The 22308-nt window shown below is 49.7% G+C and carries 20 protein-coding genes; 12 read left to right on the top strand and 8 right to left on the bottom strand.

Going from position 1 to position 22308, the window contains the following annotated elements; genetic code table 11:
- Positions 1-35: 35 nt before the first annotated feature.
- Genes ABIC22_RS29950 through ABIC22_RS29935 form a run of 4 tightly spaced genes read right to left on the bottom strand, consistent with a single transcriptional unit; the run spans position 36 to position 5164 of the window.
- Entirely contained in the window at positions 36-1142 is a 1107-nt protein-coding gene (locus ABIC22_RS29950; RefSeq protein WP_354485745.1) for a YheC/YheD family endospore coat-associated protein, read from the bottom strand.
- Positions 1142-2515, bottom strand: a complete 1374-nt coding sequence (locus ABIC22_RS29945) for a YheC/YheD family endospore coat-associated protein (RefSeq protein WP_095288141.1) — start codon at positions 2513-2515, stop codon at positions 1142-1144. The genes ABIC22_RS29950 and ABIC22_RS29945 overlap by 1 nt, the downstream gene beginning before the upstream one ends.
- 60 nt (positions 2516-2575) lie before the next feature.
- The gene (locus ABIC22_RS29940) at positions 2576-3766 is read right to left on the bottom strand and encodes a YheC/YheD family endospore coat-associated protein (protein WP_354485743.1); all 1191 of its coding nucleotides are present in this window, start codon (positions 3764-3766) and stop codon (positions 2576-2578) included.
- A 30-nt stretch (positions 3767-3796) separates the two neighbouring features.
- Positions 3797-5164 (bottom strand): YheC/YheD family endospore coat-associated protein, encoded by a 1368-nt coding sequence (locus ABIC22_RS29935; protein WP_354485741.1) that lies wholly within the window; start codon positions 5162-5164, stop codon positions 3797-3799.
- A 279-nt stretch (positions 5165-5443) separates the two neighbouring features.
- On the opposite strand from ABIC22_RS29935, the gene ABIC22_RS29930 reads away from it, so the two are divergent.
- From ABIC22_RS29930 to ABIC22_RS29920, 3 genes are all read left to right on the top strand, one after another.
- On the top strand, positions 5444-5791 hold the full coding sequence (locus ABIC22_RS29930) for a YlbF/YmcA family competence regulator (protein ID WP_095288137.1): 348 nt from the start codon (positions 5444-5446) through the stop codon (positions 5789-5791).
- Between the two features lie 96 nt (positions 5792-5887).
- Positions 5888-6175 (top strand): hypothetical protein, encoded by a 288-nt coding sequence (locus ABIC22_RS29925; RefSeq protein ID WP_076289792.1) that lies wholly within the window; start codon positions 5888-5890, stop codon positions 6173-6175.
- 171 nt (positions 6176-6346) lie between these two features.
- The gene (locus ABIC22_RS29920) at positions 6347-7681 is read left to right on the top strand and encodes a DRTGG domain-containing protein (protein WP_127536532.1); all 1335 of its coding nucleotides are present in this window, start codon (positions 6347-6349) and stop codon (positions 7679-7681) included.
- A gap of 155 nt (positions 7682-7836) precedes the next feature.
- Here ABIC22_RS29920 and ABIC22_RS29915 read toward each other — a convergent pair whose 3' ends face one another.
- The 3 genes from ABIC22_RS29915 to ABIC22_RS29905 form a co-directional block, all read right to left on the bottom strand.
- Positions 7837-8178, bottom strand: coding sequence for a YtpI family protein (locus ABIC22_RS29915; protein WP_095359016.1), 342 nt, complete (start codon positions 8176-8178; stop codon positions 7837-7839).
- 95 nt (positions 8179-8273) lie between these two features.
- Positions 8274-8762: a sporulation membrane protein YtrI gene (locus tag ABIC22_RS29910; RefSeq protein WP_354485738.1), complete on the bottom strand. Its 489-nt coding sequence runs from the start codon at positions 8760-8762 to the stop codon at positions 8274-8276.
- A gap of 21 nt (positions 8763-8783) precedes the next feature.
- Positions 8784-9113: a YtrH family sporulation protein gene (locus ABIC22_RS29905; RefSeq protein WP_095288133.1), complete on the bottom strand. Its 330-nt coding sequence runs from the start codon at positions 9111-9113 to the stop codon at positions 8784-8786.
- 244 nt (positions 9114-9357) lie between these two features.
- Here ABIC22_RS29905 and ABIC22_RS29900 point away from each other — a divergent pair, with 244 nt between their 5' ends.
- The 8 genes from ABIC22_RS29900 to ABIC22_RS29865 all read left to right on the top strand — a co-directional run bounded on the left by ABIC22_RS29900 (position 9358) and on the right by ABIC22_RS29865 (position 19420).
- Entirely contained in the window at positions 9358-13344 is a 3987-nt protein-coding gene (locus ABIC22_RS29900) for a DNA polymerase III subunit alpha (RefSeq protein ID WP_354485736.1), read from the top strand.
- A gap of 225 nt (positions 13345-13569) precedes the next feature.
- The gene (locus ABIC22_RS29895; RefSeq protein WP_095288131.1) at positions 13570-14058 is read left to right on the top strand and encodes a phosphatidylglycerophosphatase A family protein; all 489 of its coding nucleotides are present in this window, start codon (positions 13570-13572) and stop codon (positions 14056-14058) included.
- 251 nt (positions 14059-14309) lie between these two features.
- On the top strand, positions 14310-14498 hold the full coding sequence (locus ABIC22_RS29890) for a hypothetical protein (RefSeq protein ID WP_017689496.1): 189 nt from the start codon (positions 14310-14312) through the stop codon (positions 14496-14498).
- 409 nt (positions 14499-14907) lie between these two features.
- Positions 14908-15801, top strand: coding sequence for an acetyl-CoA carboxylase, carboxyltransferase subunit beta (accD, locus tag ABIC22_RS29885; protein WP_354485734.1), 894 nt, complete (start codon positions 14908-14910; stop codon positions 15799-15801).
- Complete coding sequence (locus ABIC22_RS29880; RefSeq protein ID WP_095288129.1) at positions 15802-16842, top strand: acetyl-CoA carboxylase carboxyltransferase subunit alpha; 1041 nt, start codon at positions 15802-15804, stop codon at positions 16840-16842.
- A 107-nt stretch (positions 16843-16949) separates the two neighbouring features.
- A complete protein-coding gene (pyk, locus tag ABIC22_RS29875; protein ID WP_095288128.1) occupies positions 16950-18377 on the top strand; it encodes a pyruvate kinase in 1428 nt (475 codons plus the stop codon).
- 134 nt (positions 18378-18511) lie between these two features.
- Entirely contained in the window at positions 18512-19018 is a 507-nt protein-coding gene (locus ABIC22_RS29870) for an acyl-CoA thioesterase (protein WP_127536529.1), read from the top strand.
- Complete coding sequence (locus ABIC22_RS29865; protein ID WP_127536528.1) at positions 19019-19420, top strand: FxsA family protein; 402 nt, start codon at positions 19019-19021, stop codon at positions 19418-19420. It begins immediately after the preceding gene.
- Between the two features lie 88 nt (positions 19421-19508).
- Here ABIC22_RS29865 and ytvI read toward each other — a convergent pair whose 3' ends face one another.
- On the bottom strand, positions 19509-20627 hold the full coding sequence (gene ytvI / locus ABIC22_RS29860; RefSeq protein WP_127536527.1) for a sporulation integral membrane protein YtvI: 1119 nt from the start codon (positions 20625-20627) through the stop codon (positions 19509-19511).
- A gap of 469 nt (positions 20628-21096) precedes the next feature.
- Between ytvI and citZ the strand changes: the two genes are divergently transcribed.
- Positions 21097-22209 (top strand): citrate synthase, encoded by a 1113-nt coding sequence (gene citZ, locus ABIC22_RS29855; RefSeq protein WP_127536526.1) that lies wholly within the window; start codon positions 21097-21099, stop codon positions 22207-22209.
- Positions 22210-22308 lie beyond the last annotated feature (99 nt).

The raw sequence follows: 22308 nt of genomic DNA, 5'->3' as shown, positions 1-22308 counted from the left end.
AAACAATCACCTTCTTTAGCTGTTATTCCTTTCCATTATCGTTTGGACTGGCGGGCCAGATAGGCGCTATATTGGAAAATGCGTTCCAATGACTTTTTACGAATCTGGGGTTCATCGAATTTCATCGGTTTCGCATTGGCTTCGAAGAACCAGATTTCCCCGAGATCATCGATGCCAAGGTCCATAGACATCTCCCCAAGCGTGTGGCCAGAGCCTCGTTCAACCTGACGGGCGATCGTTAATGATGTCGATCTGACTTTTTTCATTAGTGCAGTTGTTGTTTCTTCCCCGAACAGTTCGGTAAGAAGCTTCTCGGGATCTTCGACGCTGCCTCCGCGTGGAACGTGGGTTGTAATGCTTCGTGAACCCGCCAGTCTTGCACCCACCCCTGTTACACTCCACTGTCCTTTGCCATTCTTCTGTACCAGAACGCGTAGATCGAAGGGGCGTTTGCGGGATGAGGCAAGTTCGATTCCTTGCTGCATGATATAAGGTGTATGCCCGGTTTCCCGGCGAATGCGAGACCATAACTTCGCAAGTGTTGCTGCCTTATACGTGGTGCTCTTTCGGGAGCTTTGTATTCTGAGCCGGAACGGCAGACGTTCCTTTTCCTGAAACTTCAGCATCATAATGCCTTTTCCCGCTTTCCCGCTCTCCGGCTTCAGATAGAGATAGGGAAATGCCCGCAGCACCGTGCCCAGCGTAGCAGCACTTCGCATCCGGCGTGTATGAGGGATCAGGTGCTGGGTAGATTTGGACTTCTTCAGCCATTCGAACAGATCCCATTTATTGAAGAAAAACGGATTATACAGCTCAATCCCCGATTGCTTGCATTCCTCAATTTTTCGCTGAACGGAAGGCTTTCGCTCATCTTCCCGATAGGGAATGCGATTGTACAGCACATGAGGGAGAGGGAAGGACTGTGAAGTCCATTTTCCGCTCCCTTTGTTGTACGTATAGCCCTTAACCGTAGGACCGCTCACGTTCAGATCTCTTACAGTGACGATATACACCTGATAACCCATGTTTTCGCCTGTCTGTATAATGTCCAGAAAATTTTGATGGTTTCCCCTGAATCCCCGGTGGTCGTCGTGCATGGTCAACACGGCAATGACAGGTTTGAAATCATCATGAAGGCTCATCAAATGCCGTCCCTCTTCCGGAATTTGCTCAAATACAGGCAGTGTTCCAAAATGTGCTCCACCGATGATTTTCCCTCCACCCGGAGTGAAGGGTGACGGAAGATGGAGCGCCCGGGTTTGGCGTTCGCTTCGAACATCCATACATGTTCCTCCTGATCAATGCCCAGATCAAAGCCAATCTCACCAATCAGATGCTGGTGCTGGGTTTCAATCGCCTGGGCCAGTGTAATAGCGACGGATTTGGCCTGCTGCAGCACTTCTCCCGCACGTTCGCCGAAGTTACGGCTGAGCGCCTGTTCAGGGGTCATCAGGGAGCCGCCGTTTTTGATGTGGGTAGTCACGCTGCCCCGACCAGCCTTCTTGGCACCGATACCGACGACGACCCATTGATTGCTCCCGTTTTTGTGCATATGGAAGCGAAAATCAATCGGACACTCATCGATCTCAATGAGCCGGATGCCCTGCTGTACGACGTAGCCTCGCAGCTGTTTTCCATGCCTGCCCTGAAGCATGCGCATTAGGCCGTTGAATGAACCGAAGCGTAGAAGGGCATTGCCGCCTTTCTTCCGGTAGCGTGCGAAATATCCGCGTTTGGGCGAATAGGTCAACCGATAAATTCCGTTACCGAGACTTCCCGCCGTCGGCTTGTAATATACAAACTGGTGTCGTTCCAGCATTTCTCTCATTTGTTCGACAGTCGGATTGGTGATCGATTCTGGAATATATCTACCTGCTTCAGGATCATTCTCCAGCAGCTTGTAGATGTCCGATTTATTGAAAAAGCTCCAGTTGAAAAATGGGATTTTACGACGGACAAACCGTTCCCTCAGTTGATTGATGGCAGGCGAGAAATCGGAACGGCGGCTGGGTAACCTGTTGTACACGACGTCTGGCAAAGGGACCGTTTTCCGAACAAAGCTTCCATTTTCGTTCAGAAAAAAACCGGATACCGTTTCATTCTGCCAGTTAATATCCCTTGGAGTGAACGCATAGATATAGGATTTACGGCTGCCTTCCCGGAGCAATTGCTTGATGAACCCGGTACGGGAGCCAAACGGATTCGAGCTCGTTGCAGGTCCATCGGACAATACTCCAATTAGTGGACCGAGCTGGACTTCATCATTTTGCAGGTTGCGCAGATAGATGCTGCCCCGCTTGGGAACGTTCATCAGATTGCGTATGCCCGAGGCGAGATAGAGATGTTTCCCTGCCTTCTTGATCGGTTTGATGGTTGCAGGCACCCGGTCTCGCCCAAACCGCAGATGTATCGTTTTTTTGCCGGATAGATTCAGACTTTTCATTAATGCGTTGGATACATAAACCACTTTATCCGGTTGCTGCGTAAAATGCAGATTGCAAAAGGTCAAACTCATGATTTATCCTCCTATCCTGAAAAAAATCCTTCGGCTCCATGGCAAGCGGGCGCTGCGGGCCTAGCCGCCTTGAATCGGGATGGGTTTCAGGCCAGCTGTGCTGGATGTATTCGGCATTTTCATTGGACGAACGACGTCCGTGAGAACATGTTGTTGCAGCAAATAACGAGCATAGGCAAGCGGCTGGGTGTATGTCAGTGTCTGCATGTGTCGATCGCCTGCCTCTGCGAATGAAGAGCGCCCTGGCTTCGAATTGACCTCAAGCAGCCAGAGACGACCTGTCGAATCTGCTCCAAAATCCAGTCCCAATTCAGCAAGTCTGCCGAATTGACCCTCCAGCAAGGGAGGGATTAGAGCAGCAGCATGATGGATCCCTTCTTGAATGGTGTTGGCACGCATACTCCCGTATCGATTCATAAGATAAGAGTGAGCTGGATAGGCCTTTCCTCCGCCATGTAAATTGGAGGTAAGGGAGCCCTCGGCACCCTCACGAACCATGCATCCCGTCAGGGTCCAGCGTCCGTGTTTGTTTTTTTGCACCAGGGCACGGATGTCGAATGGATGCCCATTATGACTCAGGTCCAGATATGGCTGCATGATCATCCGGCGACTGGAAATCTTGGATTCAAGCCAGGTTGAGAGCGCATGAGGTGTATAAAAACTACGCTGAAAACGTTCATTGTCCTGATCTCTGCCTTCAATAACCCATGTGGGGGTATCATTTTCTTGGGTGAGACGAAATGTTTCCTTGCCATGGGTTCCTGAAACAGGCTTGAAGAAAAGTCCCTTGGGCCATCGTTTCAGCCACTGCTCCCATGGAGCATGAGGTTGAAGGAGTACGGTAGGGACGAGAAGGCCGCTGAGCTGTTTTTCCCGAGACAGTGCCCGGTGGACTTTCCATTTACCCGGCAGGGAAACAGACCAGTAGGGTCTGATGTGCCCACTGCCCGATAAAGCAAGTTCATGAAGCTGCTGTCTCCATCGCCTTGGAAGTGGCAGCAGGCAGCGATCCATAAGCATCTGCACCCCGTGAACAGGAGCTGTTTTCCATTGTCCGTTACGGTAAATGTATCCTTTTTCTGGTAAAGGGTTATCTCGATCAGCGGATATGGGCAGCACGATGATATTCAAGTTATAGCGATGACTCTCCAAACTGAGACGACGGCAAAAGAGTTCATCCGAGAACGGCGGTGATCCCTCAGCACCACGGACCAGGATGGCTATGGTTGATGTTTGCGGCGATGATGGCATCGAAATGCACCTCCTGTAATGGATCACTCTTCAGAATCCGGCCAGATACATGGAGTATTCCAGCATGGCTTTGACAGAGGGCCGGATTTTACTCTCGCTCAGTGGCGTATTGTCATTCTTGGACGGTTTCGAATTAACCTCGAGCAGCCAGACACGACCAGTGGTATCCATCGCAAGATCAATACCAAGTTCACCGAAATGGGCTGGAATCGCATGCTCAATTCCTTTGGCAATGTCGAGCGCTGCCGTATGAAGATTGGCAAAAGCGGAGGCTTTGGCTGATCCAGGAAGCTGGGTTTTGGCCACAGCATCCTTAACGGTACTGAGGCTTCCGCCGCGGGCTAGATTCGATACATAGTGGCTGCCTCCGGCAATACGGGCCACGATGGATGTAACACTCCATTTGCCTGATCTGTTTTTTTGTACGAGGGCACGGAAGTCGACGGGCCTGCCGCTGTTATCGATGAGTGACAGGCCTTGCTGGATCTGGTATCGCGTCGTTTTCATTTTTCCGGACAGACTGGCATAGAGTTTATCCAGGGAAGTATACGTTTGTTTGCGGGTGCCCCCAACACTGGTTGCGAGTGTAAGGAAACTGCCGTCAATTTGACGGGAGACCCGGATGATTCCTTTGCCAAGCGAACCTCGCACAGGCTTGAGAAATACAACCGGATACCGGGTGCACATCGTTTTGAGCGTGGCAGAGGACTTCAGCAGATGAGACTCCGGCAGGACCCTTTTGAGCGTTGTAATGGACTTCAAGGCATCAAACACTTCATTTTTATCCAGGAACTTTTCATTAAAGGTTTGTGTGCCGTAGAGAGATTTTACTTCTTTCATGAAATGCTGTACGCTAGGTTTGTTCTCAAGCTTACGGGATGTCAGCCTGTTATTGACGACGTCTGCAATGGGCAGAACCGTCTTTTTCCAGCCGTCATCATACACCCAGCCCTGAATATGACCCGTTACCGCTCCGATATCCTCTGGTGTGAAAAAGGATACATAGGCGCCCTGCTTACGGCAGGCCTTCACCAGCTCATGGCAGAACATCGTGATGGAGCCAAAGGGCCGATCGGGCTGATCGGGATAATCCTGGCTTACCAGCACACTGATGAAGGGTCCAAGGCGCAGCGTACGGCTGGCTGAACGATAGGATACACTCAGGACCGAACGGGGAACCAGGCCGGTCTTGCTGGCTACCGTCTGATTGATGCGAAGGCCGTCATATCTAGGAACCGGAATAACGGTGACTTCACGGCGGTAAGAGCCGAATTGAAGCTGAAGCGGCCTTCCCGAAGGGATTTTAAGGGCCTTGAGCACCCCTTCGCCCAGCATGATGACGTCGTCCTGCAGGATGCCCGAGCCGGTAACCTGAATCGTTACTTTTTTAGTGGACATCACGGATCTCCTTCCGGGCGGCAACTTGATGTCTGATCTCGAAGTTGAACGGCATCTGAACATGGCATGTGCTTCATCATATGAGGACATATACCCCTTGGTGATTGACCCATTTGGATTAAATGCAATTGATTTGACATCAGAATCGATGACCTGTCTGGGTCAGCCATTGTTTGAGAGAAGAGAAATGCGTGTATAAACACGGGTGAACGTTGCGACGAGAAAAATGAAGGAATGATTGAATAGCAGCAGAACAATCCAAATTGAGGAGGAACAATAGTGAATATTTATGACAAAGCCAATGATCTGGCCAAAGCACTGAGAGAAAGCAGCGAGGTGGAAGAAATTACTTCCGCGATGAAGCTGATCGAAGCTGACCCGGAGGCGAAACGCATGCTGGACAGCTTCCGTGATCAACAAATGGAATTGCAGCAGCGCATGATGAGCGGCGACATGCCGGCACCGGACGAGATGGAGAAAATGGAGAAGCTGTTTGAGGTACTGAGCCTGAATCTCAACATCCGTCGCCTATTTGATGCGGAGCGTCGTCTGAGCGTGATCATTGAAGATGTGAACAAAATTATTGCTGACAGCCTGGGCCATCTGTATGGCGGTGCTGAGGCGTAAGACGTTAAACAGGTTATTTGTCTGAATCTTTCATATTGCACAGTTCCCGTTCATAGACTAGACATATAGAGTCGATCAAGAACGAAGGAGCTGTGTATGGTGAAAAGGTTGAAAAAGGCAAAACATGTGATCTATCTGCTTATCGCTCTGTCAATGCTGGTTATCGCGCTGCCACGAATTTCCTTCGCTGGTGGAATGGACTGGGTTAATATTTTTGGCATCGTATGGGTGCTGTTCTCCCTATTAATCATTGGTGCGCACCTTCATTTCATTCTCGGTGTAGACGAAGAGAAGAAGCGTGCACTGGAAGCTGTTCGCCGGGCCAAGCTGCGGCAGTGGGAGATGAAGCTGGTGGACAAGCAGGAGCAGAGCAAGTCTGTATAGGCCTTGCATTAAGGCGTCAGGACAGAATCCGAAGACCGATGATCCTTCAATCCGAAGGGGAATCGGTCTTTTTGCGTTGATAAACGAAGAGCGGGGGGATGGGGTTATTTTCCTCGGAGCGTGTTATAATAGATACAGAATAGTACAGATGCATCTTCGGGGGTGGTACAGATGGACGGACAGGAAGAGAATGTAACAAAGCACGAACAGCTGCTGCAGCATATCGAGCAATTAAAAGTCGGCAGTAAAATATCGGTCCGTGGCCTGGCAAGAGAGCTTGGCGTAAGTGAAGGGACAGCATATCGGGCAGTCAAGGAAGCAGAAAACTTCGGGCTGGTGGTAACCAAGGAACGGATTGGAACGGTACGGATCGAAAAGAGACCGCGTGGCATGTCAGAACAGCTGACCTTTGCCGATGTGGTCACCATTGTGGAAGGTCATGTGCTCGGAGGCAGTGATGGCTTGGCCAAACCGCTCCACAAGTATGTGATTGGTGCGATGAAAGAGCAGGCCATGGCCCGCTATATAGATGCCGGAAGTCTGCTTATTGTAGGTAACCGGGATAATGCCCATTCACTTGCGCTTGAGCAGGGAGCGGGTGTACTCATTACCGGCGGATTCGGCACAAGTCGTGAAGTCCGATTGCTGGCTGATGAGCTGGGACTGCCGATTATTTCTTCCAGACATGATACATTCACCGTGGCTTCCATGATTAACCGAGCAATCTTTGACCGATTGATCAAGAAAAAAATCATGCTTGTGGAGGATATTATCGGTCAGAAGCCCCGTCTTCAAGTGCTCAAGGTCACCAGCTCTGCCGCTGATTTTCACAAGCTGGTTGCCGAAACGGGAGATCATCGCTTCCCGGTAGTTGACGAATGGAATCGTGTTATCGGCATTGTCAGCCTGAAGGATGTGAGCGAACTTCTGGAAGACCAGAGCATTGAGAAATGCGTCGTGCGCCGCCCGGTTACAGCCTCGCTGCAAACCTCACTGGCTTCTGCCGCGCAGATTATGACTTGGGAAGGCATTGACTTTCTGCCCATTGTGGATCGCAATCGGAAGCTAATTGCCTCGATTACGCGGAAGGAAGTACTGCAGGCAATGCGCGACGCGCAGAAGCAGCCTCAGCTCGGCGAGACCTTTGATCATCTGATCTGGAACGGATTTGCGGAGGAACGCGGAGAACAGAATGAATTGATGTTTCATGGATTCATTATTCCGCAGATGGCGACAGACCTGGGCACGATCTCTGAAGGGGTACTGCTGAACGTCATGACGCAGGCGGGACGGCGGGCTGCCTGGGATGTTACGGGCAACGATTATGTTGTGGATAATGTGACGACGTATTTTGTCCATCCGGTGCAGATTGAGGATCAGATTTTGGTTCGACCCGTCATTCTGGAGACGAGCCGCCGAACATGCAAAATGGACATTGTCATTACCCGTGAAGGAAATGTCGTATGCAAAGCGGTCATGACGCTGCAATCCATTGACCACGCCTAGTTCAGGTGATCAGTGAATCACTGCTCCCAAATATATAACAAAGAGGATATCCGCACTCATCGGTACATGTCGAACTGCTGTTCACGCCGCATTCAGACATGTATTGATGAGTGGAATATCCTCTTTTCGCTGCAGATAAATTATAACTGCGTGCATTAAACAGACTGCCTGGACGCGCTGCCTGACTGATTTCCGCTGTGCTCCCGTAGACGGGCAAAGTAGCTGCGGTTGCGCAAGCCAGCGAACAGATTGTAGGCCCCAATAATCAGAAAGAGCGCTTCCACAACAATAGAGAGGCTCGATCCGGTGAAGACAAACATGAGGATTATGGACAATACAATCAGCATGCCACCCATCCAAATATTGGTCCATGAACGGTAAAGGCCAGCGTCAGCGGCATTCGCGGCCCGGTACGAACGAATGCTGTTCAGCGCCGAGCAGACCATGGCTAGAGCGAATATGGCGATCAGGACATACTTGAGAACATCAATCAACACGAATGAGCAGCTCCTTTTCTGGAAAGCATTTACTGCCCTTATTGTACCACGCGAGCCAGGGACAAGGGCAGTTTTTTCTAGCTGCTTCCCAGTGGTTAAGCCGGAACATGCATCCGAATTTGTACCCAAACCTGAAGTACGCCTTCCATAACAAGCATGGTTTTGACCTGAACGGTGTATTCTTTTTCTCTTACCGTGTATACTTTCTGGTTCAACATGATGCGGGTCATTTTGCTGTACTCATCGATATTAAATACATCACGACCACGAAGAACCTCAAGCTCGTCCCCCAGCTTCTGCAGCATGATTTTCAGAGAAGCCTCGTCCGGACCTTTGTCAGACTCTTCAGCGCGCACCTTAATTTCCTTAATGACGGTTTGCCGTTTACTGTATTTTTTCAGCGTTTTGATATCCTCCTCATTCTGATGCAGCTGGAGCTGCAACTCCTGATTGGTTAGCCAGAGTTTGTTATAACTCAGGTGAAATACACCGTTGTATACAGCGCTTCCCACGATCATTCCCAGGACAAACACGGCTGTCATGCGCATAAGCGGGCGGTAGCGTGAAAAAGGCGGAACCCTCATGGGCTCAGTCCCGGTGCCATATTAACCCCGCCCTCCGCCGCATACCCATTTTACGAGTTCGGTTCCCATATGAGCGCCCATAAAGGCCGAGATCAGATACAAAATTTGCTTCACCGCTGGCGACAGATTGCCGTCGAGAACGTTGCTCTCAATGACACGCATCGGATCGATGGTGCCCCCAACTGCGGCTGCAAGCGCCCATATCTTGATTTTTCCGGAAATATCAAGCATCGTCTGAGTCGGAGGCTGGAGAGAGATAACAGCACCAATTCCTCCGATCATCGCGCCGCCCAGCACAATGCCAAACGCAATAAAGAAATCAAGAATGGCTTTGGATAAAAATGTGCTCACCCGCTAACACCCCTTTCAGACCCAGCAGCGCACCTCCTGTCAGTGGCCCGAAACAGGGGGAGCGGCTTGTACTCTTATTGTATGGGCGTGCCCCCGGACGATATGATAAAATAGAATAATAAAGTACGGTTGTACGTGCTGAAATTGTATTTAGTTATTGTATTCATATAGAAGAAAGATAGGCAGCAGCTGGGCTCTGCAAGACAGATGCTGCAGCTATCCGCGGCGAAAGGAAGTAACGAACATGAGTTCTTTTGTGCATTTGCACGTTCATAGTGAATATAGTTTGCTGGACGGCGCTGCGCGTATTCCGGATCTCGTGAACCAGGCCGCAGATCTTGGGATGACCACACTCGCATTGACCGATCACGGCGTCATGTACGGCGCTGTTCCCTTTTATAAAGCCTGTATCGAACGAGGCATCAAGCCGATTATCGGTTGTGAGGCATACATGACCGCTGGGTCCCGCAAGGAGCGGGGCAGCCGCAAGGATCAGCCCATTCACCACTTGATCTTGCTGGCGAAGAACATGACAGGTTACCGCAACCTGATGAAATTATGCTCTATTGGGCATTTGGAAGGTTTCCATTACAAGCCACGTATTGATATGGAGAGTTTGGCTGCTCATCACGAGGGCATTATCTGCCTGAGTGCTTGTCTGGGAGGAGAAGTGCCTCAGCATTTGCTGCATGGACGGGAAGAAGAGGCCCGGCGGGCTGCGCTTCGTTATAAACATATTTTTGGTCCTGATTTCTATCTGGAGCTTCAGGATCACGGCCTCGCTGAGCAGAAAAGAGTCAATCCACAATTGATTCGTCTAGCCGAGGAACTGGATATTCCGCTTGTAGCGACCAATGATGTGCATTACCTGTCCGAAGCGGACGCTGAACTTCAGGATGTGCTCATTTGTATCGGAACCGGGAAAACCGTTGATGATGAGAGTCGTCTTCGGATTGGTACCAATCAGCTGTATTTGAAAAGTGAGCAGGAGATGGCCCGCTTGTTCCCTCATGTGGAAGAAGCGCTGAAGAATACGGTTCGTATTGCCGAATCCTGTGAACTGCAGCTGGAATTTGGCAAGTCCATCTTGCCTGAATACAGACCGCTGCCTGAGGAACAGAGTCCTTCTCAATACCTGAGAGAGCTCTGTGAAAAAGGCATGGAGGAACGATATGCCGGCTCAGAACGCTGGACGGATTCGTCCCTTCGTTCCGAGCTGGAGCAGCGATTGAACTACGAACTTCAGGTCATCGACAGTATGGGATTCTCGGATTACTTCCTGATCGTATGGGATTTTATCGCTTATGCCCATAGACAAGGAATCGTTACTGGCCCAGGGCGGGGTTCCTCGGCGGGAAGCCTTGTTGCCTATACACTGCATATTACTGATGTTGATCCGATGAAATATAACCTGCTCTTTGAACGTTTCCTGAATCCTGAACGCATTTCCATGCCCGATATCGATATCGATTTCAGCGATGAGCGGCGGGATGAAGTTATTGATTATGTCGCAGACAAATACGGAAAAGCACATGTGGCACAGATTATTACCTTTGGTACAATGGCTGCACGTGCAGCAGTAAGGGATGTTGGACGGGCGTTAAATGTACCTTATGGCGAGGTGGATAAGGCAGCGAAGCTCATTCCTGCCCAGCTCGGGATCAACATCCGGCGTGCCATGGAAGCAACGCCTGAACTGAAGGCTTTATATGAAACGAAGCCGAAAACCCGTGAACTGCTGGACATGGCCATGAAGGTAGAAGGCATGCCGCGCCATGCCTCCACGCATGCTGCCGGGGTCGTTATATCACGCGATCCCCTGACCGATGCCGTTCCGCTTCAGGAAGGAAGCGAGGGCACTGCGCTAACCCAATACTCAATGGAAAATCTGGAGTCAATCGGGCTGCTCAAGATGGACTTTCTCGGACTGCGGACCCTTTCCATTATTGAACGCTGCCTGCGTTGGATCGGGGAAGAAGGCCAAGTTCCGGATTTCCGCTATATCGCGGATGATGATGCAAAGACGTATGAGATGCTTGGCCGTGGCGACACGATGGGCATATTCCAGCTGGAATCAGCGGGCATGCGTCGTGTGCTGAAGGATCTGAAGCCGACGGTATTTGAAGACATCATCTCCGTTCTCGCTTTGTATCGTCCGGGTCCAATGGAGTTCATCTCCAAGTATATTCAGGGCAAGCATGGACAGATTGAGGTCGATTATCCCCATGCCGATCTCGAATCCATTCTTAAGGATACGTATGGCATCATTGTCTATCAGGAACAGATCATGCAGATTGCTTCACGCATGGCGGGGTTCTCGCTGGGGGAAGCAGACTTGCTGCGCCGAGCCGTGTCCAAGAAAAAACGGGAAGTGCTCGATCTGGAACGTGGACATTTCGTTCAGGGCAGTCTCAAACAAGGCTATAGCGAGGAAGAAGCGGACCTGGTCTATGACATGATCGTGAAGTTTGCCAACTACGGTTTCCCGCGTGCCCACGCCGCGGCATATGGTGTACTGGCGTTCCAGACCGCATATCTGAAGGCTCATTACCCGGTTCATTTTATGGCTTCCATGCTGACCGCTGTTATGGGCAGTCACCGCAAGGTTGCGGAATACGTCGTGGAATGTCGACGTATGGGAATTGAAGTCCTGCCGCCTGACGTCAACGAGAGCGGCATCCTGTTTACTCCAGTCTTTACAGTAACCGGTAAACGGGAGAACAATCTGACTGATAGGTCCGACATGGACAATGGGAACAACACCGAAAATCATATGTATGATCATCCCGGTCAGGAAGAATATGGTGATGCACCATTGCCGGATGACCCAGGCCCAATGCCCGAAGAAGGGGATGATTCATATGGCTGGCAAGCTTCGACCGTGATTCCTGAAGACCTGAAACAAGGGTTATCTGGAAACGGTAGTGAAGCGTCGGCGATAAAACATGTAGATCGGGATGAAACAGGTTTATCCGGCGGAGTGGACCAGAATCAAGCTGAGGTATTTGCATCCGGTTCTATCCGTTTTGGACTGGCTGCTGTGAAGAATGTCGGCACCCAAGCTATGGAGAGTATCATGCTCGTCCGCAAGGAGCGCCCATTCGACAGTTTGCTCGATTTTTGTCGCCGAGTTGATCTGCGTGTCTGCAACAAACGTGTCATTGAATCATTGATTCAGGCGGGAGCTTTTGACACTTTACCGGGACACCGGGCTCAGCTGCTCGCGATGCTGGACGAGACGGTGGAAGCGGCTTTGAAGTGGCGCAAGGAGCGCGAGGATCTGCAGATTCAGCTGTTTGATTTTGTGGAGACACCCAACTGGGAGATTGAATATCCACAGATCCCTGCGTATTCGGCCACTCAGCAGCTGGAGCTTGAGCGGGAATTGTTGGGTCTCTATCTCTCCGGTCATCCGCTTGACGATTATGAAGATGTGCTCGAATCGAGCGGGGCGGACCGGATTATGGAGCTGACCGAAGCAGCCGACGATACGATGACCGTCGCTGCCGGGATGGTGGTGTCCGTGAAGTCGATCACGACGAAACAGGGCAAGGCCATGGCGTTCATGGAGCTGGAAGACCAGATTGAACGATGCGAAGTGGTTCTCTTTCCCGAAGTATGGCGGCGGAGCCAGCAGCATGTCGGGAAAGGTGAACTGCTCGTCGTGCGTGCCAAAGTGCAGCAGCAGGACGAAGGGTTTAAGCTGCTGGCTGAGGAGGTGGCGCCGCTCACACAGGCGGCACTGGAACAGCAGCTGCGCAGCCGCGAACGGCGCGGGAAGCCCGGCAGCGGCAGCCCTTCCCGGCCGGCGGCACCGGCACGGCAGCCAGCCGGTGCGGGGGCTGGAGCAGCAGCTGGAGCTGTACGCAGCAGAGCAGGTGGAGGGCTGGCAGCAGCGCACCGAGAGGAAGGCGCAGGCAAGGCTGAGGCGACGCCTGCATCGCCGCCAGGCAGCACCGTTTCTGCCAGTGGATCTGAGCAGATTCGCCGGTCTCAGCCCGCACAGCAGCGGGTGTTCGTGAAGATCACTCCACAGTCCGAGAAACCGGAACTGCTGACACGTTTGAAGCAGCTGCTCCAACAGCATCCGGGTCCGGTTGCAACGGTACTTTTCTATGAGCAGCAGCAGAAGCTGCTCGCGTTAAGCGATGCTTACCGGATTAAACCGTCTCCTACACTGTTCTCCGAGATGGAACAGATGCTGGGCGAGGGTACAGTTAAAATCAAGTAATGGCCTTGGCAGCGCCCATCGCCAAAGGAGGAACCTGTCCGGTTATGCCGGACGGGTTCTTTTGTTTGGCCAAACCAAGTGAGACTGCTGTCTGCGGAGCCCCGTTTAACCCCGGACAGAAGTCCATTTGTGTTTTTTTATGAACGTTTTGCTGGGTAGCCGCATACACTTGAGAACACCGAAGGACCTCGCGGTCCTCGGGGGAGCGATGCGGGAGGTCGAGATATGTCATATGAAATCGTAGAAGCTATGCTGGCCCGGCGGGGTGTACAGATTGATGCAATCGCTGAAATTGTATATCGTCTGCAAAAAGGGTACCACCCGGAACTGACAATGGATGATTGTGTAACAAGTGTGAAGTCTGTACTACAAAAAAGAGAGGTTCAGTATACGCTGTATACTGGCATTGCTCTGGATGAACTGGCTGAAAAACGTCTTTTGCCCCAGCCGCTGCAGGCCATTATGGAAGCGGATGAATCCCTGTATGGAGTGGACGAGACTCTGGCCCTTGGCATTACCCATGTGTATGGCATGATTGGTTTAACCAGTTTTGGTTACCTGGATAAAGAAAAAATAGGCGTCATTCACGATCTGAATGAAGATGGATCAGGCATTCATGTCTTCCTGGATGATCTGGTCGCCGGTCTGGCTGCTGCGGCTTCCGCACGTATTGCCCACAAAAATCTCAATGCTAAAAAATACCCTACCGATTAATAATTTCCTCCCTAGCTGCAGGACATTCAGGGCGGCAGGTGCTGCCCTGGAGAACCTGAACGTCTTATCTCCCTTGCCAAAATATCAGACGAAGTGTTAAGCGTATCGGTTATCCTAGTGGGACAAATGTCCCCCAAGATCCCGTTTTCTCCCCTAAGGTCCTGAACCCTTCCTTGCAGAAAAAAACGGAGGTATGGTATCATTAGTCCAATATACGGGCTCTGAACATTAGCTTAGGGGGCGGACATGGCATGTGGACGGTGATTTACATTGCACCGACAGCAAAGGTTGCGGACAAGATTAAGACCAAGCTTTCGGAAGAAGGTTTTCTGGTACAGACCCGTCCCATCAGTTTATCCAAGCAGCAATTTGAGATTCGCGTCCCTTCTGGGGAATTGGAAGAAGTCCAGGAAGTGCTGAATTCGATTCTGCATTCCTGATTTGATTCAACATCAGAGGTGCCTTGGCGAAGAAGAAAGTACCATCGGTACATAAGGGGCTGACCGCGCAAGCGGAGAGAGGAATCGACTTGCATGTATTGTATGCTGCTGTCCTTCCTTCTTTTTTTGTTAGGCTATGGACTGACCAGGCTGCTCCCGGAGACCCTACCGAGACAAGTTCAAGTATTTCGCGCAACAATCTTTCGGTAATACAGGTAACATCAATCGTGCTGATAGAAGCCACTGATTCTTGCCTTATGCCGGCGGATTTTTTTGTTGTGAATGCCTGGACAAGGCCCATTGCAGCGTGTGGGTCGTAAACGGTTCACCGCAGTACCTCTGTAGAAGTCGCTTTTCGCGATGTACTGCAGGGTGCGGCTATCAAATCAACGGCTGGAGAGGTGTAGTTGTGTTCAAAGATATATTCCAGAAAAAACGGAAGTACGCTACCATACCTTCCGAGCGTGCGGTTCGTGGCGAAGGCCAGGAAGTCGTAGAACGTCCAAAGCGTGAAATCCCTGAAGGACTTATGAACAAGTGCAGCAAATGCGGCACGATTCAATATAGCAAGGAATTGGAAAAAAATCTGAAAGTATGTCCTGCTTGCGGCTATCACATGCGCTTGAATGCCATGGAGCGTATTGCCATGGTTTTGGACGAGCAAGGCTTTGTTGAGCTGGATGCCGACATGGTTTCGGTTGATCCGCTTGGTTTTCCGGGATACAGCAGCAAGCTGGAGCAGCAGCGTCTGAAGTCAGGCTTGAAGGAAGCTGTAATTACAGGAGAAGGAACAATTGAAGGTTTACCTGTGGTTGTTGCGGTCATGAGCTTTGATTTCTTCACAGGCAGCATGGGTTCTGTTGTAGGGGAGAAAATTACTCGTGCTGTAGAGCACGCAACGGAGAAAAACTTGCCCCTGATTATTTTCTCGACCTCTGGTGGAGCGCGGATGCAGGAGAGTATCCTCAGCTTGATGCAGATGGCCAAAACAAGTGCGGCACTGGCTCGTTTGGATGAACAGGGAGGCCTTTATATTTCGGTCATCACGGACCCGACCACCGGTGGGGTATCAGCGAGTTTCGCCAGTCTGGGCGATATTAACATCGCTGAACCAGGTGCTGTATTTGGCTTTGCCGGCCGAATTGTTATTGAGCAAACCATTCGTCAGAAGCTGCCTGATGATTTCCAGACGGCAGAATTTAATATGCAGCATGGTCAGTTGGACTTGGTGATTCACCGGAAGGAACTTCGTACGACCCTTGCCAAGCTTCTGGATATGCACAGCGAAAAAGGAGGGGTCTAAATGGCGGGTGAGTTGCCATATGAAGCGCCTCTGGTTGAGATGCGCAAAAAGATTGAGGAGCTTGTACAGTTTGGACAGGAGAAGGGTATTGATTTCACTGATGAAATTGCCCGCCTGGAGGAACGTTATCATAGACTTGAAGAAGAGATTTATTCCGGCATAACGGCAGCTCAGAAAATGCATCTGGCGCGTCATCAACAGCGTCCAACTGCACTTGACCTGATCCAGCTGATTTTTACCGATTTTATCGAACTTCATGGTGATCGGATGTTTGGCGACGATTTGGCCGTCGTTGGCGGCCTTGCGAAACTGAATGGAAGAACGGTAACCGTCATCGGACAACAGCGGGGGAAAGATACGAAGGATAATATCGCCCGCTTTTTCGGGAGCGCGCATCCGGAAGGTTTCCGCAAAGGACTGCGGCTGATGAAGCAGGCGAACAAATTTGGTCGTCCAATTATTACATTTGTTGATACTAAAGGAGCCTATCCGGGTAATACTGCAGAAGAGAGAGGTCAATCGGAAGCCATCGCCCGTAACCTGATTGAAATGGCGAAGCTCACGGTGCCTGTAATTGTTGTGGTTATCGGCGAGGGTGGAAGCGGCGGCGCACTCGCCTTGGCTGTAGGCAATCGTGTACTCATGCTGGAGCATGCCATTTATTCAGCGATCTCTCCGAATGGTGCAGCGTCCATCCTGTGGAAAGATGCGTCCAAGGCAGATCAGGCAGCGGAAGCGATGAAGATAACAGCCAAGGATCTGCTGGAGATGGAAGTTATCGAAGAAATTGTTCCTGAACCACGTGGTGGTGCGCATCGGGATTATGAAGGTGCTGCAGCAGCGATCAGCGAAGCTCTGGTTCGTCATCTGGAAGAGATGAAAGGCTGGAGCGGGGATCAGCTGAAGCAGGATCGGTACGAGAAATTCCGCAAAATCGGATCTGTTACGTTTGAATCTCCAACGCCACCGGCCCCAGTTGAAGCTCCGGAGGAGCCCGTTCGAGTGGATGCAGTGAATAATTTGTCGGGAAATGCAGAATGATGTGACGAATTTCCTATACAAAAGAACGAAAGTATAGTAAATTTAATAGTTGGAAAAAGAAAAAAGACATATACAGAGAGACCTTTTAAAATCGGAGGAAACCCAAAATGCGCAAAACGAAAATTGTATGTACAATCGGTCCATCCAGTGAATCACTGGAGAACACCAAAAAACTGATTATGGCCGGTATGAACGTGGCCCGTCTGAACTTCTCCCACGGTGATTTCGATGAGCACGGCGGACGGATCAAAGCGATTCGCCAAGCATGCGAAGAGTTGAACAAAACCGTAGCAATCCTGCTGGACACCAAAGGACCGGAAATTCGGACAGGTAAACTCGAAGTTGAACCGATTGAACTGGTTCAGGACGAGTACATCACTTTGACAACAGAAGAAATTCTGGGAACCAAAGAACGTCTTTCCATTACGTATGCAGATCTTCCAAATGATGTTGAGCCGGGATCTACAATTCTGATCGACGACGGTCTGATCGGACTGACTGTGGTGGAAGTGCAAGGCACCGAGATCAAATGCCGTATCGTGAACGGCGGAACGATCAAAAGCAAAAAAGGTGTTAACGTTCCAGGCGTTGCCATTTCTCTGCCGGGTATCACTGAAAAAGATGCGAACGATATCGTATTTGGTATCGAGCAAGGTATCGATTTCATCGCGGCTTCTTTTGTTCGTAAAGCAAGTGACGTGCTTGAGATTCGTGAACTGCTTGAGAAACACAATGCTGGACATATCCAAATCATCTCCAAAATTGAGAACCAACAAGGCGTAGACAACCTGGATGAGATCCTTGAAGTGTCTGATGGCTTGATGGTAGCTCGTGGTGACCTTGGTGTGGAAATTCCTGCGGAAGAAGTACCATTGGTACAAAAACGCATGATCGAAAAATGTAATGTTGCAGGCAAACCGGTTATTACAGCTACACAAATGCTGGATTCCATGCAACGCAACCCGCGTCCAACTCGTGCGGAAGCAAGTGACGTTGCGAATGCAATCTTCGATGGAACAGATGCAATCATGTTGTCCGGTGAGACAGCTGCGGGTAAATACCCGGTTGAATCCGTTCTGACAATGTCCCGTATCGCTGAAAAAGCAGAGTCCGCTCTGCCTTATCAAGAGCTGTATCTGAAACAACGTGTTGCACAACAGACAACTGTTACAGAGGCAATCAGCCAATCCGTTGCGCTGTCCGCTCAAGATCTGAACGCAAAAGCGATCATCACTTCGACTGAATCTGGCCATACGGCTCGTATGGTTTCCAAATACCGTCCGGAAGCTCCAATCATTGCTGTGACTACGGAAGATAGAACTTCCCGTCGTCTTGCACTGGCTTGGGGTGTTACACCGGTGAAAGGCAGACGTTGTGACTCAACGGATTCCTTGTTTGAGAATGCAATCGAAGGCGGTTTGAAATCCGGAATCGTCAAAGAAGGTGATCTGGTTGTCATCACTGCGGGTGTACCTCTGGGTCGCTCCGGTTCAACCAACCTGATCAAAGTAAGCCAAATTCCAAACAACGCTTAATTGAACAATTAAGTTTTAGATGGATCAAAACAGGAATGAAGCAATGGGGCATTTGTCCCGTTGCTTTTTTCCATCTTTATGACACTTTTACTGGATGAATACGTATGAATGGTAGACCGAAGGAGGCCGTTAACATGAAAGAACAGCACCATGGAAACTGGTATGCGGCACGTCTGCGTGTACGCTATCAAGAGAGTGATCAGATGGGTGTGGTCTATCACGCCAACTATTTGAATTGGTTTGAAATCGGTCGAACCGAGATGATTCGCCAAATGGGGTATACATATCGTAAAATGGAGGAACAGGGGCTACTGCTTCCCGTAACTGGACTGGATGTGAAGTATCATAAGCCTGCAAAGTATGATGATGAGATTATGATATTCACCCGAATTGTTGCATTTAGTGGTCTTCGATTAAATTATGAGTACGACGTAAGACGCATGACCGAAGACCTTGCTGTACAATTCGGCATTGGAGAGCAGCTATGGGCTTCTGATGAATCGCTTCCGGGAGAACGACTGGTTACAGGCTCTACCCAGCATGTGTGGGTGAATGGAGATTGGAAGCCGGTAAGACTGGATAAAGCCGCCCCTGAGCTCTATAGCGCACTGGAGAAAGTGTGGCTCTCAGGAAAGGAGTAATTGGTAATGCGAAAATGGATGTGGGCTATATTATTATTCGTTCCGGTTATTGAATTGTTTGGATTCATTCTGATGAGTGACTGGATCGGAGCCGGGAAGACCTTGCTTCTCATGATTCTCACGTCCTTGATTGGTATAGCGATGCTGCAATTTGAAGGGCGAAAAGTACTCGTCGATGCCAAAACCGAGATGGAACGCGGTAAAGTGCCTGGACGGAAAATGGTAGACGGACTTTTTATTTTTGTGGGTGGTTTCTTGCTGTTGATTCCGGGGTTTGTTACGGATATCATCGGATTTACCCTGGTATTTCCGTTAACACGTGCAGTGTACCGCTTATTTTTCCTAGGTTGGCTTGAGAAAAAAATGAAAAACGGCAGCATCACATTCTACCGCCGTCCGTAATATGGTGTTGATTCATTATTAAAGGCTCCTTCGCGCAGATCTTTCCTGCAGAAGGAGCCTTTTTGATGTATTAAAAAATGTACAAAAGCTATCGGACCCGGCCATTGATGATGTACGTTCTCAGATCACGCAGCACATTCGCACGATTGAAGGCATCAAGGATGACCAAGCTGACAGGACCGATGATCAGGCCGAGTACGCCAAAGAGCTTCAATCCAACAAACATGCCTACCAGTGTCGCAAGTGGATCCAGACCTACACTGCTTGCCAGCACCTTTGGCTCAATGATCTGTCTCGCAATCAGTACGATGAGATAAACGACCGAAATACCAATCCCAAGATAGAGGTCTCCGTTCATAAACAGGTATGCTGCCCATGGAACCATGACCAGTCCAACGCCAAGATAAGGCAAAAGATCAACCAGCCCGATTAGCAGAGCTATGGTGAAAGCAGACTTCACCTGTAAGATGAGCAATCCAATCATGACAAATACCGCAGTTATGGAAATCATGATCAGCTGAGCACGGGCATAGCCGAACAATGCTTTCTTTAAGTCGTTCCATATGTCCGTAATCGGTTTGCGGATTGAAGAAGGCACCCATCCCGAGACTGTAATGCCGTGGCGGGTCCAGCTTTTGCTAATAAAGAACGTCGAGAGCAGAACGACAATTAAAACTGCTCCCATGTTGGGAAGCGAGGTCAGCAGACCCAAAATCATATTGAAAAATCCAGTAACCAGATCGCTGACAGCGGTACCTACCGTTTCGGTTGTTTTGCTGATATTGCTGTTAATGGTTTCCTGGTAGTTAGGATTCTCCTTATAAAATTCGTTAATCTGTCCGATCAGGTTCTGAATCGTATCGTTTTGGGTCCAGCGGACAAAGGTTTCCTTGATCTCGTCCACATGCAGGTCAAAACTCGTGGTGAGTGATATCACTTCTTTTACCATCCGGGTTACTGCTGCGGAAAGTATCACAACGATTGCCCCGAAATAGACGATCAATGAAAGAGTTACGGCTAACCAGCGTGGAAAGCGGGCTTTGTCCTGAAGCAGCTTCACCAGCGGATTCATCGCATAAGCAATAATCCATGCGATGACAAAGGGGTATAGAAGCGGGAACAGCAAGTATATGGCAAAGGCGATCAGAACGGTCGCAATAATGACCCACAAGCCGCGCAGCAGGCGTTTCATAATAATTCTGTCCAAACGTCACGTCTCCTTCTAACAATTTCGATCAGCATAGAAGCTATCTAGTTAATATAGAGCAATTGCAGCGTTTTGAAACGTTTGTTTGGCCTGCCAAGGAGCATTTATTTTCTTTTGCCTAGAGTATGCCAGAACACACGGATATATAGCAATATTCATGGAGCAGGCGCACAGAATTATATAAATAGGATAAAATGTCAACCTTGTTTTTGTAAAGGCTTTCAAAAATGATTTATAGGCGTGATAAAGAAGTTTGATGTGCGAATGGCCTTTGGTGATGTTCACATAACCGACAAAATCCAGTATGATGTTATAAGGAAATACCGATTGACAGATAAGAAACCCGAATTTTGACGGTTTTACTATTTAATGAATTGTAAATGTTTTCAACACCAATTATTATGCTTTTCTAAGAGCTTCATCATGCTTTGTGGTTTCTTGATTTCGTTTATTAAAGGAGAGATGTAATATGACAGCTACCAAAGGTCTGGAAGGCATCGTTGCAACAACCTCTTCGATCAGTTCCATTGTAGACGGTGTACTTACATACCGTGGCTACAATATTGACGATTTGGCTGAACACGCAAGCTTTGAAGAAGTTGCTTATTTGCTGTGGTTCGGCAAATTGCCCAATACGGATGAATTGAAATCCCTTCGTAAAAGCCTGAGCGATTACGCGCCGATTCCGAGCGAGTTGATTGCACAAATCCGATTGTATCCGAAAAACATGAGTACCATGGCAGCACTGCGTTCTGCAGTATCCGCTCTGGGACTGTATGATGAGCAGGCTGACGAGATGACAGCTGAAGCTAATGAAAATAAAGCGGTCAAGTTGCAGGCTCAATTGCCAACCATTGTGGCAGCCATCGCCCGCATCCGTCAGGGAAAAGAGCCTGTGGCTCCTAAAGAAGGCGCTTCCATCGCTGAGAATTTCCTGTACATGATGACTGGTGAAGAACCTTCCGATACGGCAGTTAAAGCGCTGGATCAGGCTCTGGTTCTGCACGCCGATCATGAACTGAATGCTTCGACGTTTGCAGCACGGGTAACCGTAGCTACGCTCTCCGACATTTATTCAGGCGTAACTTCCGCTATTGGCGCACTGAAGGGACCCCTGCATGGTGGTGCGAACGAAGCCGTCATGAAAATGTTGAATGAGATCGGCACGCCGGATCGTCTGGAAGCAGCGATTCAGGAGAAGCTGAACAATCGTGAGAAAATCATGGGCTTCGGACACCGTGTATACAAAAATGGTGATCCACGTGCCAAACACCTGCAGAAGATGTCCAAAGAGCTGGGCAGCATGAACAATGACACCCGCCTTTATGACATGTCTGTGAAGATTGAAGAACTGGTTACCGGACAAAAAGGGTTGAAGCCGAACGTGGATTTCTATTCCGCTTCCGTGTATACCCAACTGGGTATCGAACAGGAACTGTTCACGCCGATCTTTGCCATCAGCCGGGTATCCGGATGGACAGCTCATATTCTGGAGCAGCTTGCGGATAACCGCATTATTCGTCCGCGTGCAGAATATACAGGTCCAACGGATCAACGTTACATTTCAGTTGAGCTTCGCTAATAGACGGAAAACCAGTATAATAAACTGGATGGGGTGAAGGGTCCCGAAAACTGGCAGCAAGCCTGGTCAGACATCAAGACCCTTCCTTCGATAAGACAA

It is taken from the genome of Paenibacillus sp. PvP094, from assembly GCF_040546835.1.
Classification (GTDB): domain Bacteria; phylum Bacillota; class Bacilli; order Paenibacillales; family Paenibacillaceae; genus Paenibacillus; species Paenibacillus illinoisensis.
This window is presented reverse-complemented; position numbering and strand designations above follow the sequence as displayed.